At 29.9% G+C, this 18,529-nt stretch carries 21 protein-coding genes and 1 pseudogene; 8 read left to right on the top strand and 14 right to left on the bottom strand.

Features of this window, described 5'->3' with window-relative positions; translation table 11 throughout:
• From L8X30_RS07585 to moaC, 4 genes are all read right to left on the bottom strand, one after another.
• Positions 1-1,182: cache domain-containing protein (locus L8X30_RS07585; protein ID WP_263679720.1), on the bottom strand; the 1,182-nt coding region annotated here is incomplete at its 3' end.
• Positions 1,183-1,232: 50 nt separating this feature from the next.
• Positions 1,233-2,357, bottom strand: a complete 1,125-nt coding sequence (locus tag L8X30_RS07580; RefSeq protein ID WP_263679718.1) for a hypothetical protein — start codon at positions 2,355-2,357, stop codon at positions 1,233-1,235.
• 12 nt (positions 2,358-2,369) lie between these two features.
• Positions 2,370-2,633, bottom strand: a complete 264-nt coding sequence (locus L8X30_RS07575; protein WP_263664263.1) for a DUF493 domain-containing protein — start codon at positions 2,631-2,633, stop codon at positions 2,370-2,372.
• Complete coding sequence (moaC, locus tag L8X30_RS07570; RefSeq protein ID WP_263679716.1) at positions 2,611-3,084, bottom strand: cyclic pyranopterin monophosphate synthase MoaC; 474 nt, start codon at positions 3,082-3,084, stop codon at positions 2,611-2,613. The genes L8X30_RS07575 and moaC overlap by 23 nt, the downstream gene beginning before the upstream one ends.
• Positions 3,085-3,171: 87 nt before the next feature.
• On the opposite strand from moaC, the gene L8X30_RS07565 reads away from it, so the two are divergent.
• Together L8X30_RS07565 and L8X30_RS07560 are read left to right on the top strand one after the other, a co-directional pair.
• Positions 3,172-3,333: a highly acidic protein gene (locus tag L8X30_RS07565; RefSeq protein WP_039667884.1), complete on the top strand. Its 162-nt coding sequence runs from the start codon at positions 3,172-3,174 to the stop codon at positions 3,331-3,333.
• A 2-nt stretch (positions 3,334-3,335) separates the two neighbouring features.
• Positions 3,336-4,646, top strand: coding sequence for an MFS transporter (locus tag L8X30_RS07560; protein ID WP_263679714.1), 1,311 nt, complete (start codon positions 3,336-3,338; stop codon positions 4,644-4,646).
• On the opposite strand, the gene L8X30_RS07555 is transcribed toward L8X30_RS07560, so the two are convergent.
• Positions 4,615-5,091: a cysteine permease gene (locus L8X30_RS07555; RefSeq protein WP_263679712.1), complete on the bottom strand. Its 477-nt coding sequence runs from the start codon at positions 5,089-5,091 to the stop codon at positions 4,615-4,617. The genes L8X30_RS07560 and L8X30_RS07555 overlap by 32 nt on opposite strands.
• A 108-nt stretch (positions 5,092-5,199) precedes the next feature.
• Between L8X30_RS07555 and L8X30_RS07550 the strand changes: the two genes are divergently transcribed.
• Positions 5,200-5,583, top strand: coding sequence for a group III truncated hemoglobin (locus tag L8X30_RS07550; RefSeq protein WP_263679710.1), 384 nt, complete (start codon positions 5,200-5,202; stop codon positions 5,581-5,583).
• 14 nt (positions 5,584-5,597) lie between these two features.
• Here the strand turns inward: L8X30_RS07550 and L8X30_RS07545 are convergent, their stop codons facing one another.
• From L8X30_RS07545 to recA, 4 genes are all read right to left on the bottom strand, one after another.
• Complete coding sequence (locus L8X30_RS07545; RefSeq protein WP_039667888.1) at positions 5,598-6,281, bottom strand: AMIN domain-containing protein; 684 nt, start codon at positions 6,279-6,281, stop codon at positions 5,598-5,600.
• Entirely contained in the window at positions 6,271-6,447 is a 177-nt protein-coding gene (locus L8X30_RS07540; protein WP_173787953.1) for a hypothetical protein, read from the bottom strand. The genes L8X30_RS07545 and L8X30_RS07540 overlap by 11 nt, the downstream gene beginning before the upstream one ends.
• A 101-nt stretch (positions 6,448-6,548) precedes the next feature.
• On the bottom strand, positions 6,549-7,793 hold the full coding sequence (gene eno / locus L8X30_RS07535; RefSeq protein ID WP_263679708.1) for a phosphopyruvate hydratase: 1,245 nt from the start codon (positions 7,791-7,793) through the stop codon (positions 6,549-6,551).
• Entirely contained in the window at positions 7,793-8,830 is a 1,038-nt protein-coding gene (gene recA, locus L8X30_RS07530) for a recombinase RecA (protein ID WP_039617275.1), read from the bottom strand. Before recA ends, eno begins: the two co-directional genes overlap by 1 nt.
• A gap of 110 nt (positions 8,831-8,940) precedes the next feature.
• Here recA and L8X30_RS07525 point away from each other — a divergent pair, with 110 nt between their 5' ends.
• The 3 genes from L8X30_RS07525 to L8X30_RS07515 are packed head-to-tail and all read left to right on the top strand — an operon-like array spanning position 8,941 to position 10,871.
• On the top strand, positions 8,941-9,804 hold the full coding sequence (locus tag L8X30_RS07525) for a menaquinone biosynthesis family protein (protein WP_263679706.1): 864 nt from the start codon (positions 8,941-8,943) through the stop codon (positions 9,802-9,804).
• Positions 9,805-9,831: 27 nt separating this feature from the next.
• Positions 9,832-10,098 (top strand): flagellar biosynthesis protein FliQ, encoded by a 267-nt coding sequence (gene fliQ / locus L8X30_RS07520; RefSeq protein ID WP_012660903.1) that lies wholly within the window; start codon positions 9,832-9,834, stop codon positions 10,096-10,098.
• A complete protein-coding gene (locus tag L8X30_RS07515; protein ID WP_263679704.1) occupies positions 10,095-10,871 on the top strand; it encodes a UDP-N-acetylmuramate dehydrogenase in 777 nt (258 codons plus the stop codon). The genes fliQ and L8X30_RS07515 overlap by 4 nt, the downstream gene beginning before the upstream one ends.
• On the opposite strand, the gene L8X30_RS07510 is transcribed toward L8X30_RS07515, so the two are convergent.
• Genes L8X30_RS07510 through topA form a run of 5 tightly spaced genes read right to left on the bottom strand, consistent with a single transcriptional unit; the run spans position 10,864 to position 16,391 of the window.
• Positions 10,864-11,514, bottom strand: a complete 651-nt coding sequence (locus L8X30_RS07510; RefSeq protein ID WP_263679702.1) for a hypothetical protein — start codon at positions 11,512-11,514, stop codon at positions 10,864-10,866. The genes L8X30_RS07515 and L8X30_RS07510 overlap by 8 nt on opposite strands.
• On the bottom strand, positions 11,514-12,272 hold the full coding sequence (locus L8X30_RS07505) for a 3'(2'),5'-bisphosphate nucleotidase CysQ (RefSeq protein WP_263679700.1): 759 nt from the start codon (positions 12,270-12,272) through the stop codon (positions 11,514-11,516). Before L8X30_RS07505 ends, L8X30_RS07510 begins: the two co-directional genes overlap by 1 nt.
• Before the next feature lie 39 nt (positions 12,273-12,311).
• Positions 12,312-13,490 carry a cation:proton antiporter gene (locus L8X30_RS07500; RefSeq protein WP_263679699.1) on the bottom strand — a complete coding sequence of 393 codons (1,179 nt, stop codon included), beginning with the start codon at positions 13,488-13,490 and terminating at the stop codon, positions 12,312-12,314.
• Positions 13,471-14,307 (bottom strand): biotin synthase, encoded by an 837-nt coding sequence (locus L8X30_RS07495; protein WP_263679722.1) that lies wholly within the window; start codon positions 14,305-14,307, stop codon positions 13,471-13,473. The genes L8X30_RS07500 and L8X30_RS07495 overlap by 20 nt, the downstream gene beginning before the upstream one ends.
• Positions 14,307-16,391, bottom strand: coding sequence for a type I DNA topoisomerase (gene topA, locus L8X30_RS07490; protein ID WP_412175510.1), 2,085 nt, complete (start codon positions 16,389-16,391; stop codon positions 14,307-14,309). Before topA ends, L8X30_RS07495 begins: the two co-directional genes overlap by 1 nt.
• A gap of 131 nt (positions 16,392-16,522) precedes the next feature.
• On the opposite strand from topA, the gene L8X30_RS07485 reads away from it, so the two are divergent.
• Together L8X30_RS07485 and L8X30_RS07480 are read left to right on the top strand one after the other, a co-directional pair.
• On the top strand, positions 16,523-18,241 hold the full coding sequence (locus tag L8X30_RS07485) for a motility associated factor glycosyltransferase family protein (protein WP_263679698.1): 1,719 nt from the start codon (positions 16,523-16,525) through the stop codon (positions 18,239-18,241).
• 74 nt (positions 18,242-18,315) lie between these two features.
• A pseudogene (locus tag L8X30_RS07480) lies at positions 18,316-18,529 on the top strand (flagellin); the annotation flags it as partial.

The raw sequence follows: 18,529 nt of genomic DNA, 5'->3' as shown, positions 1-18,529 counted from the left end.
AATGTTTTCATTAATAGCTTTTGCCATAGCACCAAGCTCATCATTTGTTTTAACATCTATCATAGCAGAATCTTTAGTTTTATGATTGATGAAGTCAAAGAAAGAGTTGAGGCCGATTTGAAGTTTATGAATTGTTCCAACAACACTTTTTTTAACATAAAAATAAATCACACTAATAATAATAAAAAGCACAATTGCAGAAATTGCAAATATAATAAATGCTAAAGAATCAGCAGGCTTTTCCACTGATTTTTTTGGTGCTATAGTTACAACACTCCAATGATCATTAGAGCCCTCCCAAAGATCAAAATTTACAAGCTGGGCTAAATTTTCTTCATTTGTAGAAGCAGGTATAAAAGTAAATAAACCATTGGTTTTGGTGCTTTGCATGTCTAGTATTGTTTTTGCACTAGGATGAGGATTAATTTCTGTGATGATTTTTCCAACATATTCTGCTTTTGGACTAGATATGATTAAACCATCACTTGAAATCAATAAACGTTGGTCATTTGCAAATAAACTCTTATTTGGATCATTTAATTCTTCTCTCAATAAATCAATGCGCACAAGCATGCCTATTGCACCAATTGTTTCGTTATTCTTTCCAAAAATTGGTAAAACAATGTTTACTAAGTATAATTTTTCTCCATTTATAGAATAATCTCTAGGTCTTCCAACGGCAGGTTGCTTGGTTTGTAAAGCTTTTATGAGAGAATTTTGTTGCAAGATTACTTCTTCAGCTTGGATGAATTTAATTGATCCTTTTTGTTGCGGATTTTCATCTTTTGCTAATAATAAAAACTTTCCTGATGGAGTAAGATTTAAAGGATTATTGCCGTGGTATTGGTTAAGATGAATATATGCAAAATAAGTCCAAGAATTTGAATCTAGCATACTGCTTATTAAAATTTTAAGATCTTCTATATCTAAGTTATTATCTTTATTTGCAAAATTTTTAATAACGCCTTGCGCTGTTTCTAGTGTTGAATATGCGTTTTGGGTAATTGCTTGAATCCCATTTGAGTATCTATTGGCGCTACTTAATAAAAGTTTATGAGCTTCATCATTAAGCATTTCTTGGCTTTTTGAGATTATCGTTACAGATAAAATTCCTATGCCAATAAATATTACAGAAGATAAAATTAAAATCATTTTTGTAGTTAAATTAAAATTTTTAAACATTAGTTACCTCTTTCATCTGATGTATTTGATAAAATGGTAACTTTTGTTTCTTAATATTTTTTTATTAGTTTGTTAATTTTTTCCCACAATCTTACTCCTAATTCTTTTGCATTATTTTTATCTAAACTTTTATATTTATGACTAGCAAGTTTTTCAAGCTCACTTAGCTCTTTGGCTAGAATGTTAAGTTTATTTTGTGCTAGCTTGCTAAAGTCGTCAATTTTTGGATTTTGTTTCATTTCATTTATTTTAATAAGGATTTGTTCTCTATTTTCTTGTATGAGACGTTTAAATTTAGCAAATAAAGTGTCAAATTTATTTTCTAATAAATCTTTGAGTATATCTTTTACGGGATTGTCAAGTTCTGATGATATTTTTTTAAGCATTTGAATAAATTCTTGTTCTATATCTATGAGTTCTTTTTCTTTGTTTTTTAAATCATATTCTAAGGCACTATATGCAAAGCTTGATTTAAATTTTTCAATCGCTAAAGAAATTCCTTCTTGCGTTCCATAAATACTTCCAATGCATAAATCATAAGCAAAGGCTTGTGATTCATTAGCAAGTTCAAAAGCTGCATTTAAAACTACTTGGGAGATTTTTAAAATTCTTTCCTTTTCAAAACTTCCTTCACAAATTGCATTAAAGACTAAATTTTTGGCAATCTCACAAGAAGTAATTTCTATATTTTCTCCTTTTTCTAAGGTTGTGATAAAAGCACTTTCGGCAGTTTCTTTTAAAAGACCTAGTATTTCTATATCATAAAGCATAGCGTCATTAATGCTTATATTAAATTCATTTAAATTCAAATCCTTTAAGGTTTTTTCTAAGTCAAAAAAATTATCACAAATTTTATGCTTAATGGTGTTTTTTTGTTCTTCGATTTTTACTTTTAATTTGCCATATTCATTAATATAAGCAAAAAATGCTTTTTTATCCTCTTCCACTCTAGCTTTGATGATACCTTGGATTATTCTAGAAATATTTTCTTCATTTATAAGTTCAAGTTTTTCTAATACCTTAGAAAATATGGCAAAAAGTTCTTCATTGCTAGTATTTTCAAAACTAATTTTTTTATAACTTAGACTAAAAACAAGCTCGCTAATTAAGTTTGGAATTTCGTTTTTTTCACAAGCTAAGAGAGAATTTTCAAAAATAATGGCTAAATTTTTCATAGTTTTTCCTTTTTATAGTACAAATTTGGCTTTACTTTTTAATTGATTAAAAATATTTAAACGGTCACTTTTGCTATCTACATAAACACTTAAAAGATAGCTTTTGTATGTTCCTTGTTTGCTAGTATTTGAGATTTTGTATTTAAATTCTCTTTCATTTAGTATTTGGGTAAAAATTTCTAAAGCATCAACCCCAGCTTCAAAAACGACTTTATAATCCCAAAAAGTAGGGTAATTTATAATAGGTTCTTTTTTAAGATCGCAGATATTTACCACTTTTTCCTCCTTCTTTACTTTCTAAAACTATATTAGTAATTTGCATACTCTTATCAATAGCCTTAACCATATCATAAATAGTTAAAAGCCCAATGCTAACAGCAGTTAAGCTTTCCATTTCAACTCCGGTTTTTCCTTCGCATTTTACGGTTGCAAAAAGTTTAAAAGAACATTCTTCTTTGTTTTCTTCTATATGGGTTTGTACTTTTGAAATCATTAAAAGATGGCACATTGGAATGAGATTTGAAGTTTGTTTAGCTCCCATGATGGCTGCTGTGATGGCAGTTTGCAAAACAGGTCCTTTTTTAGCTTTATTTTCAATGATAGCTTCAAATGCTTCTTTACTCATGTATATTTTACCGCTTGCACAAGCTTCTCTTTGGGTGATATCTTTTTGACTTACATCTACCATTTTGGGATGATTTTTTTCATCTAAATGCGTTAAATTCATATTTTTCCTTAAGTAAAGTTTGAAAAATTATACCAAAATGTATATTTTTATATTAAAATACTACTAAAAAATTTTAAAGGATTTATAATGGCTTATGATGATGAAGAATTTGAAAATTACGATGATGAAATGTATGATGAAACAGATGATGATACTTATGTAAATAATCAAAGATCGTATAATTACGATGATGATGATTATGAATACGATGATGATTATAGTGATGATGATACTTATGAGATGGATTAAGAGTGAGTAAAAATCTTAGTAAAAAAGATATAAAAGTTTTAGGTCTTTCTTCTTTGGGAGGGACTTTAGAATTTTATGATTTTATCATTTTTGTATTTTTTGCAAGTTATATTTCTAAAAATTTCTTTCCTGAAAATTTAAGCCCATTTTGGCAAATGTTTAATACTTATGGGATTTTTGCTGCAGGATATTTAGCTAGACCACTTGGTGGTATAGTTATGGCTCATTTTGGCGATAAATTTGGCCGTAAGAAAATGTTTATGCTTAGTATTTTGCTGATGGTTGTGCCAACTTTTATGCTTGCTTTTATACCTACTTATGAAAGTATAGGGTATTTATGTATAGTATTTTTAGTATTTGTAAGGATTTGTCAAGGTATAGCTATAGGTGGGGAATTACCTGGTGCTTGGGTTTTTGTATTTGAGCATGCTCCAAAGGGTCAAAAACGCACTTATCTTGGAATTTTAACAGCTTCTGTGGTAGGTGGAATTTTACTTGGTAGTTTTGTGTTTTTGATGATGAATAAACTTTTCACGCAAGAAGAGCTTTATGGGTGGGCATGGAGAATTCCATTTTTCTTGGGAGGAATTTTTGGGATCATTTCTGCTTATTTGCGTAAATTTTTAAGAGAAACTCCTGTTTTTGAACAAATGAAAAAAGACAAAGCCTTAGAAAAATTCCCTTTAAAAGAAGTGTTTAAAAAGGCTAAGCTAGGTGTTGTGCTTTCTATGTTGATAACTTGGGTTTTAACTGCTTGCATTGTTGTGATGATTTTAATCATACCTTCTTTTATGGCAAAAATGTTAAGTATTGATGCAAGCGTTCAAACTTATATGCAAATGCTTGGTATAGTTGTGCTTGTAACTGGTTGTATATTAAGTGGAATTTTGGCTGATAAAATAGGTATAGTAAAAGCTTGTGTGATTTTTTCATTAGGATTTTTCTTAACTTGCTTGTTTTATTTTAATGCTCTTTATACTAAAACACCTGATTTTAATACAGTGAGTGTGTATTATTTGAGTGCTTGTTTTTTTGCTGGAGTGATGAATTTTTGCCCTTTAATGATGAGTGAAGTATTTGATGCTAAGATTAAATTTTCAGGACTTAGTTTTTCATATAATATAGCTTATGCAATAGCTGGTGGGTTTACCCCACAACTTGCTCTATTTTTACACACCATTGCTTTAGCAAATTTAGAAAATATCGCTCGTTTTTCTTTAGGATTTTATATGTTAGCTATGGCTATAATCTCACTTATTTGTGCTTTGATGTTTAAATATCTTAGTAATACCCAACGCACATACTCTCAGTGATTTTAATACGCTTTTCCAAAGGAGTGGGACTAAAAAAATGGCATTTTTCGATGTAAATATTATAATTATAATCTAGCTTTAAAAGATCGTAAAATGCCTTTAAATTTACAAATTTAACCCCACACACTTCTTTTATATCTAAGATTTTATAAATTTGAGAATTATTTTTTTCTACTAAATGGGATGGAGCTAGGGTTGTAAATGAGCAAAAAGCACTTGCTAACACATAGCCACTTAAATTTTCACATTTTTGTATAAGGTGTTGGTGTTTTTTTAAAATACTTTTTTTGTTTAAAAATACCACTCTTGTACCTTGATAGCGTGCTGCTTGAGCGTTTTTCCAAAATTTATAAGCGTTTTTAGAGATATTTGCTAATTGATGTAATTGCACATTTAAGACATAATCATCTAAGAATTGATTGGGTGGTAAAATAGTATAAGTCATAGTTTTTCTTTAGTTTTATTTTTAAAATTATACTAAAAATTGACTTTTGTTTATATTTTTAATTTCTAAATTTAATACAATAAGTAAAAATTATTTTTAAGGAAAAGCATGAAATTTGAAACTATTAATCATGAGGGTATAAAAAAACTTATGGATATTTTTTATGCAAAGGTTAGAGTGGATAAAGATTTAGGACCTATTTTTAATGAAAAAATCGGCACAGATGATGAGAGTTGGAAAAAACATAAAGAAAAAATAGCAAGTTTTTGGGCAGGGATGTTTTTAGCTGATCCAAGTTATAGCGGTTCACCTTTGAGAGCTCATCATGAATTGCCTCCATTTCCAAGAGAATTTTTTGATATTTGGCTTAATTTATTTGATGAGAGTTTGCAAGAAGTTTTTGAAGATGAACCAAGAAATATCATTATAGAAAGAGCTAGAATGATAGCCCAAAGATTTCAAATGATTATTTATGATCATAGATTTGCTTAAGAGTTTAAAAACTCTTAGCGATAGTTAAATGTATGTAAGTTTTCACTATGTGAATATTTATAACTGTATTTTCCATCAAGATATATTACCAAACGATAATACCCTTTATGTGAACCAAATACAACTTTTCTAACTTGTGCTGTATTAACTTGCAGTGTTTTGGTGTTAAAATTTTGTTTTTTAGCAAAATCTATAATAATTTTAGTAGGATCTCCTATAGAAAGATGTCTTAGTATTTTATCTTGGGTTTTGATATTAATTTTGTTATTGTAAAAACCAAGAGAAATAAAATTATAAATATTTCCGCTAAAAAGTGGTGTTTCTATGTTTAAAGTAGTGTTATTTTCTTCTGTTTTTGAGTTTTTATTTCCTTGTTTTTGTGGCACGGTTACAGATACATCAAGTATAGGCGTGGCATTTGGACTTTTAGTTTTTATAAATGAGTAGGTATCATGCCAGTTAATACTTTTGTATATATCCAGAGTGGTTTGTTCTTCAGAACCATCAAGGTTAATGTAAGTGATGGTAATATTTTTTAAAATTCTCGCATCAGAGTTAAAGTTAAAATCTTGCCTTTGGAAAGGACTAAGTTTTGCAAATTCGGTATTTTTTTGCTCTATGTTATTATCAAAAGGATTATCTTTTGCATTTAAAAATACACAAGAAAGTAAAAACAATATAAAAAATTTAATTCTCATGCGAATTTTCTCCCTTAAGTCTTAAAAGTTGCAAATATTCTTTTTGAGCTTGAGCATTTTTAGCTTTTAAAGTCATTATATTTTTTTCTAAAATTTTTTGCTCTTCTTTAAGTGTTAGTAGCACATCTAGAGAAGATTTACCAAAAAACATATTACCAAAATACATAGCAACAATAATAGCTACAAATGATAATGCAATGGTTTTGATGAGTTGGCGATGAGCTTCCTTTTTTTTAGAATGCTCATCATACTCTTTTAATAAATCGCTCAGAGTTTATCTCCTAAATACTCATCATTATCAAGTTCAATTTCTAATAAGCGATTGTATTTAGCAGTTCTTTCACCTCTTGCTAGAGCTCCTGTTTTGATTTGTCCTGTATTAAGTGCTACTGCAAAATCAGCTATAAAAGCATCTTCGCTTTCGCCACTTCTATGGCTCATAATACATCTGTAATTATTTCTATGAGCTAATCTTACTGTTCTCATAGTTTGAGTGATTGTTCCAATTTGATTAGGCTTAATCAATACAGCATTTGCCATATTTTTCATGATACCTTCTCTTAAAATATCTTCATTAGTTACAAACAAATCATCACCCACAAGTTGAATTTTATTACCAAGCTTTTGAGTAAGTTTAATCCAACCTTCATAATCATCTTCAGCTAAACCATCTTCAATACTAAAAATTGGATATTTTGCACATAATTCTTCATAACGCGCGATTAAGTCTTCACTTGAGAAAACTTTACCCTCTAAATGGTATTTACCATCTTTATAAAGTTCACTACTTGCTACATCTAGTGCAAGTTTAATTTTATTTTCATAGCCTGCCTTTTTAATACAAGTCATTAAAAGATCAAGAGGCTCTGTATTATTTGCTAAATTTGGTGCAAAACCGCCCTCATCACCTAAAGCGGTAGAGTGACCCAGATTAGCTAATTCTTTTTTCAATACTGCATAAATTTCACAAACTGATCTTAATCCTTCTTTAAAGCTTGAAAAACCAAAAGGCATAATCATAAATTCTTGAAAATCTACGCTATTGTTTGCATGTGCACCACCGTTGATGATATTACACATTGGTACGGGTAATACACTTGCATTTGCCCCACCTAAATAGCGATATAAAGGTACACCTAGTGCATTAGCGGCAGCACGTGCTGTTGCCATAGAAATTCCTAAGGTTGCATTTGCTCCTAGGTTAGAGTAGTTTTTTGTCCCATCAAGCTCTAAAAGAGTATTATCTAGTTGGGTTTGATTAAATGCATCAAGTCCTATAATGTTTTCAGCTATGGTGCCACTGATGTTTTCAATCGCTTTTAAAACACCTTTACCACCAAATCTTTCATCATTATCTCTTAGTTCTAAAGCTTCTTTTTTTCCCGTGCTTGCACCGCTTGGAACGATAGCGCTTCCTACACTACCATCGCTTAGCATGATTTCGGCTTTAATGGTAGGATTGCCTCTACTATCTAAAACTTCAAAAGCTCTTAAATCTTCAATAATCAACATTATTCCTCTCCTTCTTCATCGTCTTCTTTTGCACCCAAAATCATACTATCTATACCGATTGAATTTTGTATGGCTTGAGTGATTTCATCTGCAATAGCTGGATTTTCTTTTAAAAATGCTTTGGCATTTTCTCTACCTTGGCCAAGTTTAGAAGCCTTGTAAGAAAACCACGCACCACTTTTATCAATAATATCAAGTTTTACACCATAGTCTATTAGCTCGCCCTCACGGCTTACACCCTCGCCAAACATCACATCAAATTCAGCCTGTTTAAAAGGAGGGGCTACTTTATTTTTAGCCACTTTTACCTTAACACGGTTTCCAATAGGCTCATCATTTTGTTTTAAAGTAGCTGTTTTTCGTACATCTAAACGAACCGAAGCATAAAATTTTAAAGCATTTCCGCCAGTAGTAGTTTCAGGAGTGCCATAGCCCATCATACCTATTTTCATACGAATTTGGTTGATGAAAATTACAGTAGTATTCATTTTATGAACGATACCGGTTAATTTTCTTAAAGCTTGGCTCATTAATCTTGCTTGAAGACCTACATGCTGATCTCCCATATCACCTTCGATTTCTGCTTTTGGAGTAAGTGCAGCAACGCTATCTACTACTATTAGATCAATGGCTCCACTTCTTGCTATGGTTTCAACGATTTCTAAGGCTTGTTCTCCAAAATCTGGTTGAGAGATGTAAAGATTTTCTGTATCAACACCTAAATTTTTTGCATATCTTACATCAAGAGCGTGCTCAGCATCAATAAATGCACAAACTCCACCTTTTTTTTGACATTCTGCTATGATGTGTAAGGTAAGTGTAGTTTTACCTGAACTTTCAGGCCCATAAATTTCTATAATTCTTCCTTTTGGAACCCCACCAATTCCTAAAGCCAAATCAAGTCCAACCGAACCTGTAGGAATAGAATCAATTTTTTCAACTTCTTTATCGCCAAGCCTTAAAATGGTACCTTTTCCAAAGGTTTTATCAAGACTTTTTAAAGCTGCATCAAGTGATTTTCTTTTATTATCATCCATGCTTGTTAATCCTTTTATAATATGTTTAAAATTGTATCAAAAAGAAATTTAATATAAGTTTTTATTTTGAATTTTGCTAAAATACTTTTTTAAATTTTTCAAGGAAAAAAATGAATAAAAAAATTAGCGTAGCACACTCTCCTGATGCTGATGATATTTTTATGTATATGGCGATTAAATTTGGTTGGGTTGGAAATGCTTATGAGTATGAAAATACAGCTTTAGATATACAAACTTTAAATGAACTTGCATTAGAAAATATATACGATGTTAGTGCGATATCTTTTGCGCTTTATCCTTTAATAGCTAGTGAATATGCTTTATTAAAAACTGCTGTGAGTTTTGGCGAGGGTTATGGGCCAAAGCTTATTAAGAAAAAAGATAAAAAATTAAAGCCAAAATTTAAAGTTGCTTTAAGTGGAGCACACACTACCAATGCTTTAATCTTTCGCATAAAATACCCACAAGCTAGAATAGTTTATAAGAATTTTTTAGAGATTGAAAAGGCTGTTTTAGAAGGTGAAGTAGATGCTGGAGTGCTTATACATGAGAGTATTTTAGAATTTGATTCTAGTTTGTGTGTTGAGGCTGAACTTTGGGATATTTGGCAAGAATTAGCCAAAAATGATTTACCTTTACCTTTGGGTGGTATGGCTCTTAGAAGATCTTTACCGATAAATGATGCTATAGCGGTTGAAAAAGATTTGATTAAAGCAGTAGAAGTAGCTGATCATAATAGAAAAATCTTAGCTTCTATGCTTTTAGAGCGTAATTTAATACGCGTAGATGCCCAAAAACTTGATGTGTATTTAAATTTATATGCAAATAAAAACTCTATAAATATGAATGATAAGCAATACAATGCTATAGATAAGCTTTTTGAGCTTGGGTTTAATCATGGATTTTATGAGAAGTTAATAAAAAGCAAAGACTATCTTATCCCTAGTGAGTATGAAGAATTTAGAAATTCTTGATAGAATTTAAATTTTTAAGGAGTAAATATGGAAAGTACTTTAGTAGCCTTGGGTGTACAAACTTTTAAAATCACACTTATGCTTTCTTTACCTATGCTTTTAGCAGGGCTTATTGCAGGGCTTATTATAAGTATTTTTCAAGCTGTAACGCAAATTAACGAAGCCACGCTTTCTTTTGTGCCAAAAATTTTACTTGTTGTTGTGGTAATAGTATTTTTAATGCCTTGGATGATAAGTTCTATGATTGATTTTACAACTAATATTTTAAATCAAATTCCAAGCTTTATTAGATGATTATTGATTTTTCTAAGTATTCTTCTGTGCGTATAGGCGAGAGCTTTGAAGTACAAATACTTGAAGAGCCTTGCGAATTTGATGGTTTTTTAATAGGTGGGGCAAATAATCTTTTAATTTCTCCAAAGCCTAAAAAACTTGGAATTTTAGGGAAAAGTTTTGATTATATTAAAATTTTAGAGCAAAATGAAAAAGGTATGTTTTTAGAGATAGGCTCTAGCGTGAAATCTTTTAAAATGTATCATTTTGCTAAAGAAAATAACCTAAAAGGCTTTGAGTTTTTAAGAAATATCCCAGGGACTTTAGGTGGTATTTTAAAAATGAATGCAGGATTAAAAGATGAGGATATTAGTAAAAACTTAATTAGTATTTGCACTTTTAATCAAGAAATTTTAAAACAAAACATCGCTTTTGCTTATAGGTTTAATCCTATTAAAGAAGTGATGTTTAGCGCGAAGTTTTTTTTAGAATATGGATTTGACCCAGTTAAAGATGAGCTTTTAAAAAATGCAAGAAAAAATCAACCCAAAGGTGCTAGTTTTGGCTCTATTTTTAAAAATCCTAAAAACGATCATGCAGGAAGGTTGATAGAAGCAGTTAATCTTAAGGGTTTTAGTAAAAATGATGCGATGTTTAGTAATGAACATGCAAATTTTTTAATCAATAAAAAACATGCTAGTTTTGAGGATGCTATGTTTTTGATAGAGCTTGCTAAAAAAAGAGTTTTTGAAGAATTTGGGATTATTTTAGAAGAAGAAGTGGTGATTATATAGTATTTTTAATATCTTCATAAACAATTTTAGCTATTTCTTGGACTAATTCTTGGTAAGATTTGTTTTTATCATTTGTGCTAAATTGAGTATTGATAGTAAGAATTTTATGATCTTTTAATTTTTTTGTTTTAGCATTAAAAAGTTTGTATTCTATGTCGGCTTTGACTTCAAAATTGGAAAAAAGCAAGAAATTTTGTTGGCTTGCTTGAATGCTTTTTAAATCTAGCAAAATAATAAAATCAGCCTTTTTAAAACGATTAAATTCTAAAAACTCACTTGCACTGATGAAATTTTTATTTGTTTGCAAGATATTTTGACTATTGATATAAGTTTGATTTTCTTTTTGACTAAGCAAGGCAAAATTATTTTGCTCATTTAAAATAGCACTTAATGCTTTTAGCGTGTCTTTTGCCATAGTTTTAGCATCGATTTTTAAGTTCGAAAAATAAAAATTATATTCTTTTTCATAGCTTGGCACCAAAGCTAAGGTGTTAATGTGTGAGAGTTTGTCATAATTTATATTTTGTTCAAGATTGATGATATTAAAATCATCGTTATTTTGTAATTTGATGATTTTTTTATTCACAAAAGAGTTAGCATAAATAGCACTTAAAAAACAAAAAAATACTAAAAAAAATCTCACTAAAAACCTTTTAATTTAAATTCATTCTTAGCAAAAGCTATAAAACTTGGAAGTTTAAAATCAGAACTATTATAATCTAAAGCCTTTTTATTAAAATCATATAAAATTCCACCATTTTGTTTAACTAAAAAATCTCCTGCAGCTATATCCCAAGCTTTTGGGCCACCAAAACGTGGGTAAATTCCAGCTTTTGCTTCAAGTAAATATACAAATTTCAAAGCAGATGAAACCTTAATACCTTCAAGATGATTTTGAATGAAAAAATCTTCATTATTATCATGATTTTTAGAGTAAAGGGCTATATTTTTAACCTTTTCGTACTGCTCTAAGTTAAGATTTAAAATTTCATTATTTTTATAAACTTTAGTATGAGTATGTGCATAATAAAATGCATTATTTTCCACATCGCCTATGAGTGAAAGTATAGGGGTGTTTTTATGGATTAATGCGATTAAAACACAATATTCTTTATCTTTTTTAGCATAAGATTTAGTACCATCAAGAGGATCTATGAGCCAAAAATACGCTAAATTTTTTCTTTCTTCATAAGAGAGTATATTTTCTTCAGAGCATATAGCTATATCGCTTGAAGCCAAAATCTCACTAATAACTTCATTAGACTTTATATCAGCTAAACCTACTGGGGAATCATCATCTTTAAGCCACAAGGTATTTTTGTCTTTATATTCAAGCAATACTTTTGAGGCTTCCTTGCCTGCTTTTAAGGCTAATTCTAAAAGTGTGTCTAAATTTTTCATAAAAAAAGTATAGCAATTTTATATAAATACTTAGTAGAATTATTTTCTACTAAGATTATTGATAAATTTAATTAAGCTAATGGCTAAAATTGCTTCAAGTAAAGCAGTAAGCACTAACCCTGAGTATATATCTTGAGTGATAATATTAGTTTGATAAGAAAGCGTAGCTACTGCGATGAGTAAGGTTAGTGGCATAGAATGGCTTAGGCCAAATAAAAAGGTGTTTTTTAAACCAAGTATTTTTACAAAAGTCATAGCACAAAGTATTCTTAGTCCTATCATAAAGGCAGTTAGTGAAAAAGCTATGAGTAAAACTTGAGGGTTTAAAAGCATTTGGAGTTTAAAACTTGAGCCTATATAGATGAAAAATATAGGGATTAAAAAGCCATAACCAAAACTAGAAAGTTTATGCTCTAGATCTTTTTTATGATCAAAAAAAGTAGCTATAAATGAACCTGCTATAAAAGCTCCAAGTGCAACTTCAAGTTTAAAATAAATCATAATCGCAACTATGGCTATGAAAATTGCCATACAAAATCTTATATCTTTTTCGTTTTGATCTTGCCAAGGCATGAGTATGGTTTTAAGCTGTGGATACCACCAAAAAAGTACTTCTAAAAATTTAAATCCAAAAATACAAAGTGCTAAAAATCCCATTAAATATAATAAATTTTGAGTGAGTGAGAAAAGATCGGCTCCTTTTCCCAAAAATGCTGCAGCTATGGTAAGTAAAACTATGCTTACAACTTCAGCTAAAGTGGCTACCACCATAGATACATTAAGCCACTCACAGTTTTTGCCAAAATCTCTATAAAGCGTTGAGAGCAAACCCACACTCATAACAGGTATAATAATGACAAAAATATAAGAAATATCTATACTTTCAACCGCTAAAATACTAAAAGCATATAAAAGTATAATGTAGATAAAAGCTTTGTTAAGCAAGCTTCTTTCAGTGTTTAAAAAGGTTTTAAGATTAATCTCCATACCCGCAATAAACATAAGATAATAAAATCCCGCATTAGCTAAAAGCTTAAAATTCTCACTTTCTCCTATGAAACCCAAAAATCCTATAAAAGAACCAAGCATGATTTCAGTAGTTGAAAGTGGTAGTTTTAAAAATTTAGCAATATAAGGTGAAGTTAGCAAACATCCTGCTACGACTAATAAAATTTTTAAATCCGTAGCAGCTTGAGCATCAATGGCATGAGCTAGCAAAGTTAAATCCCATTTGTTTTAGTTTTTGTATGTCTTTGCTAGGTTCTTCGCCTTTAGTTGTAAGATAATCACCCACTACTATAGCACTAGCTCCTGCATTAAAAATTTCATATTGCCTTTCTTTTAGCACTACTTCTCTACCACCTGCTACCATGATATGTGCATTTGGTAAGTCTTTTTTAGTGTCTTTGATGATATTTAACGCCTCATCAGGATCAAGTAAAGCTTGTTTGAGTTTTAAATTTTCATTTGGTATGAAAAAATTAATAGGCGAAGAAAAAGGATCAAGCTCTTTTAAACTTGCTCTAAAACTTTTTCTATCAGCTTCGCTTTCTCCAAGACCATAAATTCCACCACAGCAAAGCATTAAACCTGCTTCTTTAGCATAAAGATTAGTTTGAAATCTTTGCTCCCAAGTATGTGTAGAGCAAATATTTGGGAAAAATTCTTTGGAAGTTTCTAGATTATGATTATAAGAAAAAATTCCTGCTTTTTTTAATTCTTTGAGTTGTTCTAAATTTGCTATGCCATTACAAGCTATGAGTAAAAGTCCTTCTACTTCTTTTTGCACTGCATGAGCTACTTTGCACACATACTCAAGTTTTTCATCATCAAGTCCAGCTCCTGCTGTGACTAAACAAAAACCTAAAGCCTCATTTTTCTTAGCCATTTTTGCTTCTAAAACAATTTGATTTATATCTTTTCTTTTGTATTTATTGATATTGGTTTTCACATGAGCACTTTGAGTGCAGTATTTACAGTCCTCCCCGCACCCTCCACTTGCTATATTAGATATAGCACAAAGCATGATTTGCATTAAATTTCCTTTTTGATTTTGCATTTTAAGCACTCTAAAAATGTGCCTTTTTTAAGCTCTTTTATGATTAAAGTTTCGCCACATTCGCTACATTTTTCTTCACTTGGTTTGTATTTGCTTATATAGTTGCATTTTGGATAAGCACTACAACCATAAAATTTACCACGCTTAGAAAAACGCTCCACGATCTCGCCTTCTTGACAGCTTGGACATTTTACGCCTATGGTGTTGAGTTTTTTCTCACTTTTTTCTTCATTTTGTGTTTCTTGTTTTAAATTTCTTGAGTATTTACATTTTGGAAAATTTAAACAAGCTATAAATTCCCCATATCTTCCTTTTCTTATAGCAAGCTCACCACCACAATCAGGGCAGGTTTCATCTAATTTTGTAAAAGTTTTTTGACTTTTTATATTTTTTTTACCCTCATCAATTTTTCTCATAAAAGGAAAATAAAACTCTCTTAAAACTTCTTGCCAGTCCATTTTGCCTTCTGCAATGATGTCAAGTTTATCTTCCATTTTAGAAGTAAAATCACTATCTACTATATCACTAAAGTTTTGTTCTAAAACTTCTGTTACAACAAAGGCTATTTCATTAGGTATGATTTGCTTTTTATCTATATGCACATATTCTCTTGCACTAAGTAAAGAGATGGTTGGAGCATAAGTAGAAGGGCGTCCTATGCCAAGATTTTCTAGCTTTTTAACAAGCCCAGCTTCAGAGTATCTTGAAGGTGGCTCGGTAAAATGTGAGTTTAATTCTATATTTTGGATGTTTAATGTATCTTCTAGCTTTAAATTAGGTAGAATTTTATCTTTATCCATATCTCCATATACTTTATAATGCCCATCAAATAAAATTTTTCTACCACTTATTTTAAAACTTGCTTCATTTGATTTTGCATAGACATTTTGAGTTTGAGATATAGCAGGATTCATTTGTGAAGCTAGGAAACGATTGTATATTAAAGTATATAATCTTGCTTCATCTTTTTCTAAAAACTCACTTGCAAGTTTTGGGGTAAAACTAAGATTAGTCGGTCTTATAGCCTCATGTGCTTCTTGGGCGCCTTTGCTTTTAGTGGTGTAAATATTTGCTTTGCTTGGTAAGTACTCTTTACCAAAATCACTTTTAATGAGCTTTCTTACTTCTTCTAAGGCTTCTTTTGCGATGTTTAAGCTATCAGTTCTCATATAAGTGATCACACCCATAATGCCTTGATGAGTTTTTACGCCCTCATAAAGTTTTTGAGCTATCATCATGGTTTTTTTAGGGTTAAAACCTAGGCGATTGCTCGCACTTTGTTGCAAAGTTGAGGTCATAAAAGGTGCTTGTGGGGCTATTTTTCTATCTTTACTTTCTATATCTTTTATTTTAAAGTTAGCATTTTTACAAGCTTCAAAGATAAGCTTAGCTCTATCTTCATTAGTTAGACTTAGTTTTTCTATCTTTTGATTTTGAAACTCAACTAGTTCAGCTTGTAAGTCTTTTTCAAAAATCATATCTATACTAAAGTATTTCAAAGGAGCAAAAGCTTTGATTTCTCTTTCTCTATCGACGATGATTTTTAAAGCCGCACTTTGAACACGTCCCGCACTTAGACCTTTTTGAATTTTTTGATTGAGTAAAGGGCTTAGTTTATAACCTACTATGCGATCAAGTAAGCGTCTGGTTTGCTGAGCGTTGACGCTATTTATATTTAAAGATCTTGGATTTTTTAAAGCATTTTCTATAGCGCTTTTAGTGATCTCATGAAAAACTATGCGTGGCAGGGAATTTTCATCTTTATTAATAGCCTTAGCTATATGATAAGCTATGGCTTCACCCTCGCGGTCCTCATCGGTTGCAAGGTAGATGGTTTTAGCTTTTTTAGCCTTTTCTTTGAGTTCTTTTACTAAGCTTGAATGATCATTTGAAATTCTATATTCAGGTTTAAAATTTTCATCTTCTATTTTTATACCAAAGCTGGTTTTAGGTAGATCTCTAATGTGACCTTTAGAGGCTATTACTTCATAGTCTTTACCTAGAAAATTACCTATAGTTTTAGCTTTGGCAGGTGATTCTACTATGATTAAATTTTTCATTATTTTCCTTGTGAGGATTAAAATTAGTAAAAGTGTATAAAAAAAAGTTAAATTTTTTGCTTAGATGGGTTTTTAAATAAAACGCAATTAATGTTATAATTTTCTGTAATTTAATTTCATAGGTATAGACAATGTTTTTGCAAAAAAATTTACAAGCTTTAGAATTTACTAACAAACCCTTGCAAGAAAAAATTTTATCTTTAAAAGAAGACTTTATCGACATCTTTCCAAGTCAAGCACCCTTTGTACCTTCAAAAGATGATTTAATAAAACCTAATATATTTTTTTGTGGTATAGGAGATGGACTTTTTTTAAAAAAACTTATTAATAAACATATTTTTATTTTTGATAAAGCAGAATTTTTTGCTAATGTTTTGAACAAGATGGATTTAAGTCAAGAACTTTCAAGCGGGAAAATATATCTTTGTGATATAGAAGAGAAAAGGCTGGAAGAATATCTTTTTTTGCTTTTTTCACAAAAAGATTGTTTTGAATATTTAGGACTTTTTAAGCTTTTGCCTTATAGTGAATTTTATAACAAAAGCCCTATGTTTGATTTTGTGTATCAAAAGTGTTTAGATGTGATAAAAAGAATAGTAGGAAATATCGATATAAGTTTTACTATGGATGCTAAAATTTACAAACAATTTTTGGACAATGTCCCTAGTATTCTTGAAAATATACCTTTTCAAAGATTTATTTATGAAAACAAAGGAAAAAACAAAAGTGTTATTGTGGTTTGCGCAGGACCTTCTTTGAATAAACAACTAGAACTTTTAAAAACTTATCAAGATGATTATGTGATATTTGCTTTAGATTCTACCTATAAGACTTTACTTAAAAATGAAATTTACCCAGATTTTGTTTTTTCTATGGATATTTATGAAGAATGTGCAAGTTTTTATGAAAATTTACCATCAAATAAAAAAAACCAAATTTATATTGTGAGTTCTGCTGTAGATAAATCTTTGATGAGAATTCTTGAAAAAAAGAAAACAAAAATTTTTATTTTAAAAAATTTAGATTATCAGAAAAAATTTAATCTAAATGAATTTGGATATTTGGATATCGGTATAAATGTAGCTCATTTTGCTTACTCTTTTGCTATAGCTTTAGGATTTTCTAATGTGATTATAATAGGACAAGATTTAGCTTTTAGTGAAGATGGAAGTTCGCATGCGGACACAGCAAACTTTACTTTTCGTGATGAGGAAAAAGCTCAACACGATGCTACTAAATTAAATGTTTTGTCCTATGGAAAGAAAGGGTTTATTCAAACAAATATAGGCTGGGATGAATTTAGAAAAAGATTGGAAGTTTTATTTTTATCTCATCCTGATGTTAAATTTTACAATGCCACAGAAGGTGGAGCTTTTATAGATTATACTATAGAAAAGCCTTTTAAAGAAGTATTGGGGCTATTAAAAGACGCTAAAAAAGATTATATTTTACCTAATATTTTAAGTTCTAATAGACAGAAAAAAATATTACTAAAATCACTAGAGCTTTTGCAAAAAGATTATTTTGAATTAAATACTTTATATGAAGATGCACAAAAAATCTTAAATGTTTTGAAACAAAATAAAACTCAAAATCATCTTTATGAAAATTTTATGGATATTGTTTTGAAATTTAATACAATGATTGATGAAAGTAAAATTTTACAAAGTTTTATGTATAAGCCGTTATTTTATCATAGAAGTCTTTTTAATATTTGCTTGTATGAAGATCCTCAAAATGCCTTATTAAGATACATGGATTTTCTAGAAATATTTTTAGAATTTACAACATTAAGTTTGAAAAACATGGAAAATTCTATATATAAATATAAAAATATATTAAAAGTATAAATTTTTTTTCTTTATTTTCGATTTAGTCTAAACAACTGCATGGAAGCGGTTGAATTTATTTAAAAGGATTTAAAATGGGATTTCGTATAAATACTAACGTGGCATCTTTAAATGCTCAAACTAATGCAAACTTAAACTCAAGAGCGTTAGACAATTCTTTGTCTAGACTTAGTTCAGGTCTTAGAATCAACTCTGCAGCAGATGATGCTTCTGGTATGGCTATTGCAGATAGTTTAAGATCTCAAGCTAATACTTTAGGTCAAGCTATTAACAATGGTAATGATGCTT

The organism is Campylobacter sp. CNRCH_2015_0338h (assembly GCF_025772785.1).
GTDB lineage: Bacteria > Campylobacterota > Campylobacteria > Campylobacterales > Campylobacteraceae > Campylobacter_D.
Note: the sequence above shows the minus strand (reverse complement) of the source record. Positions and strands in the feature narration are given on the sequence as shown.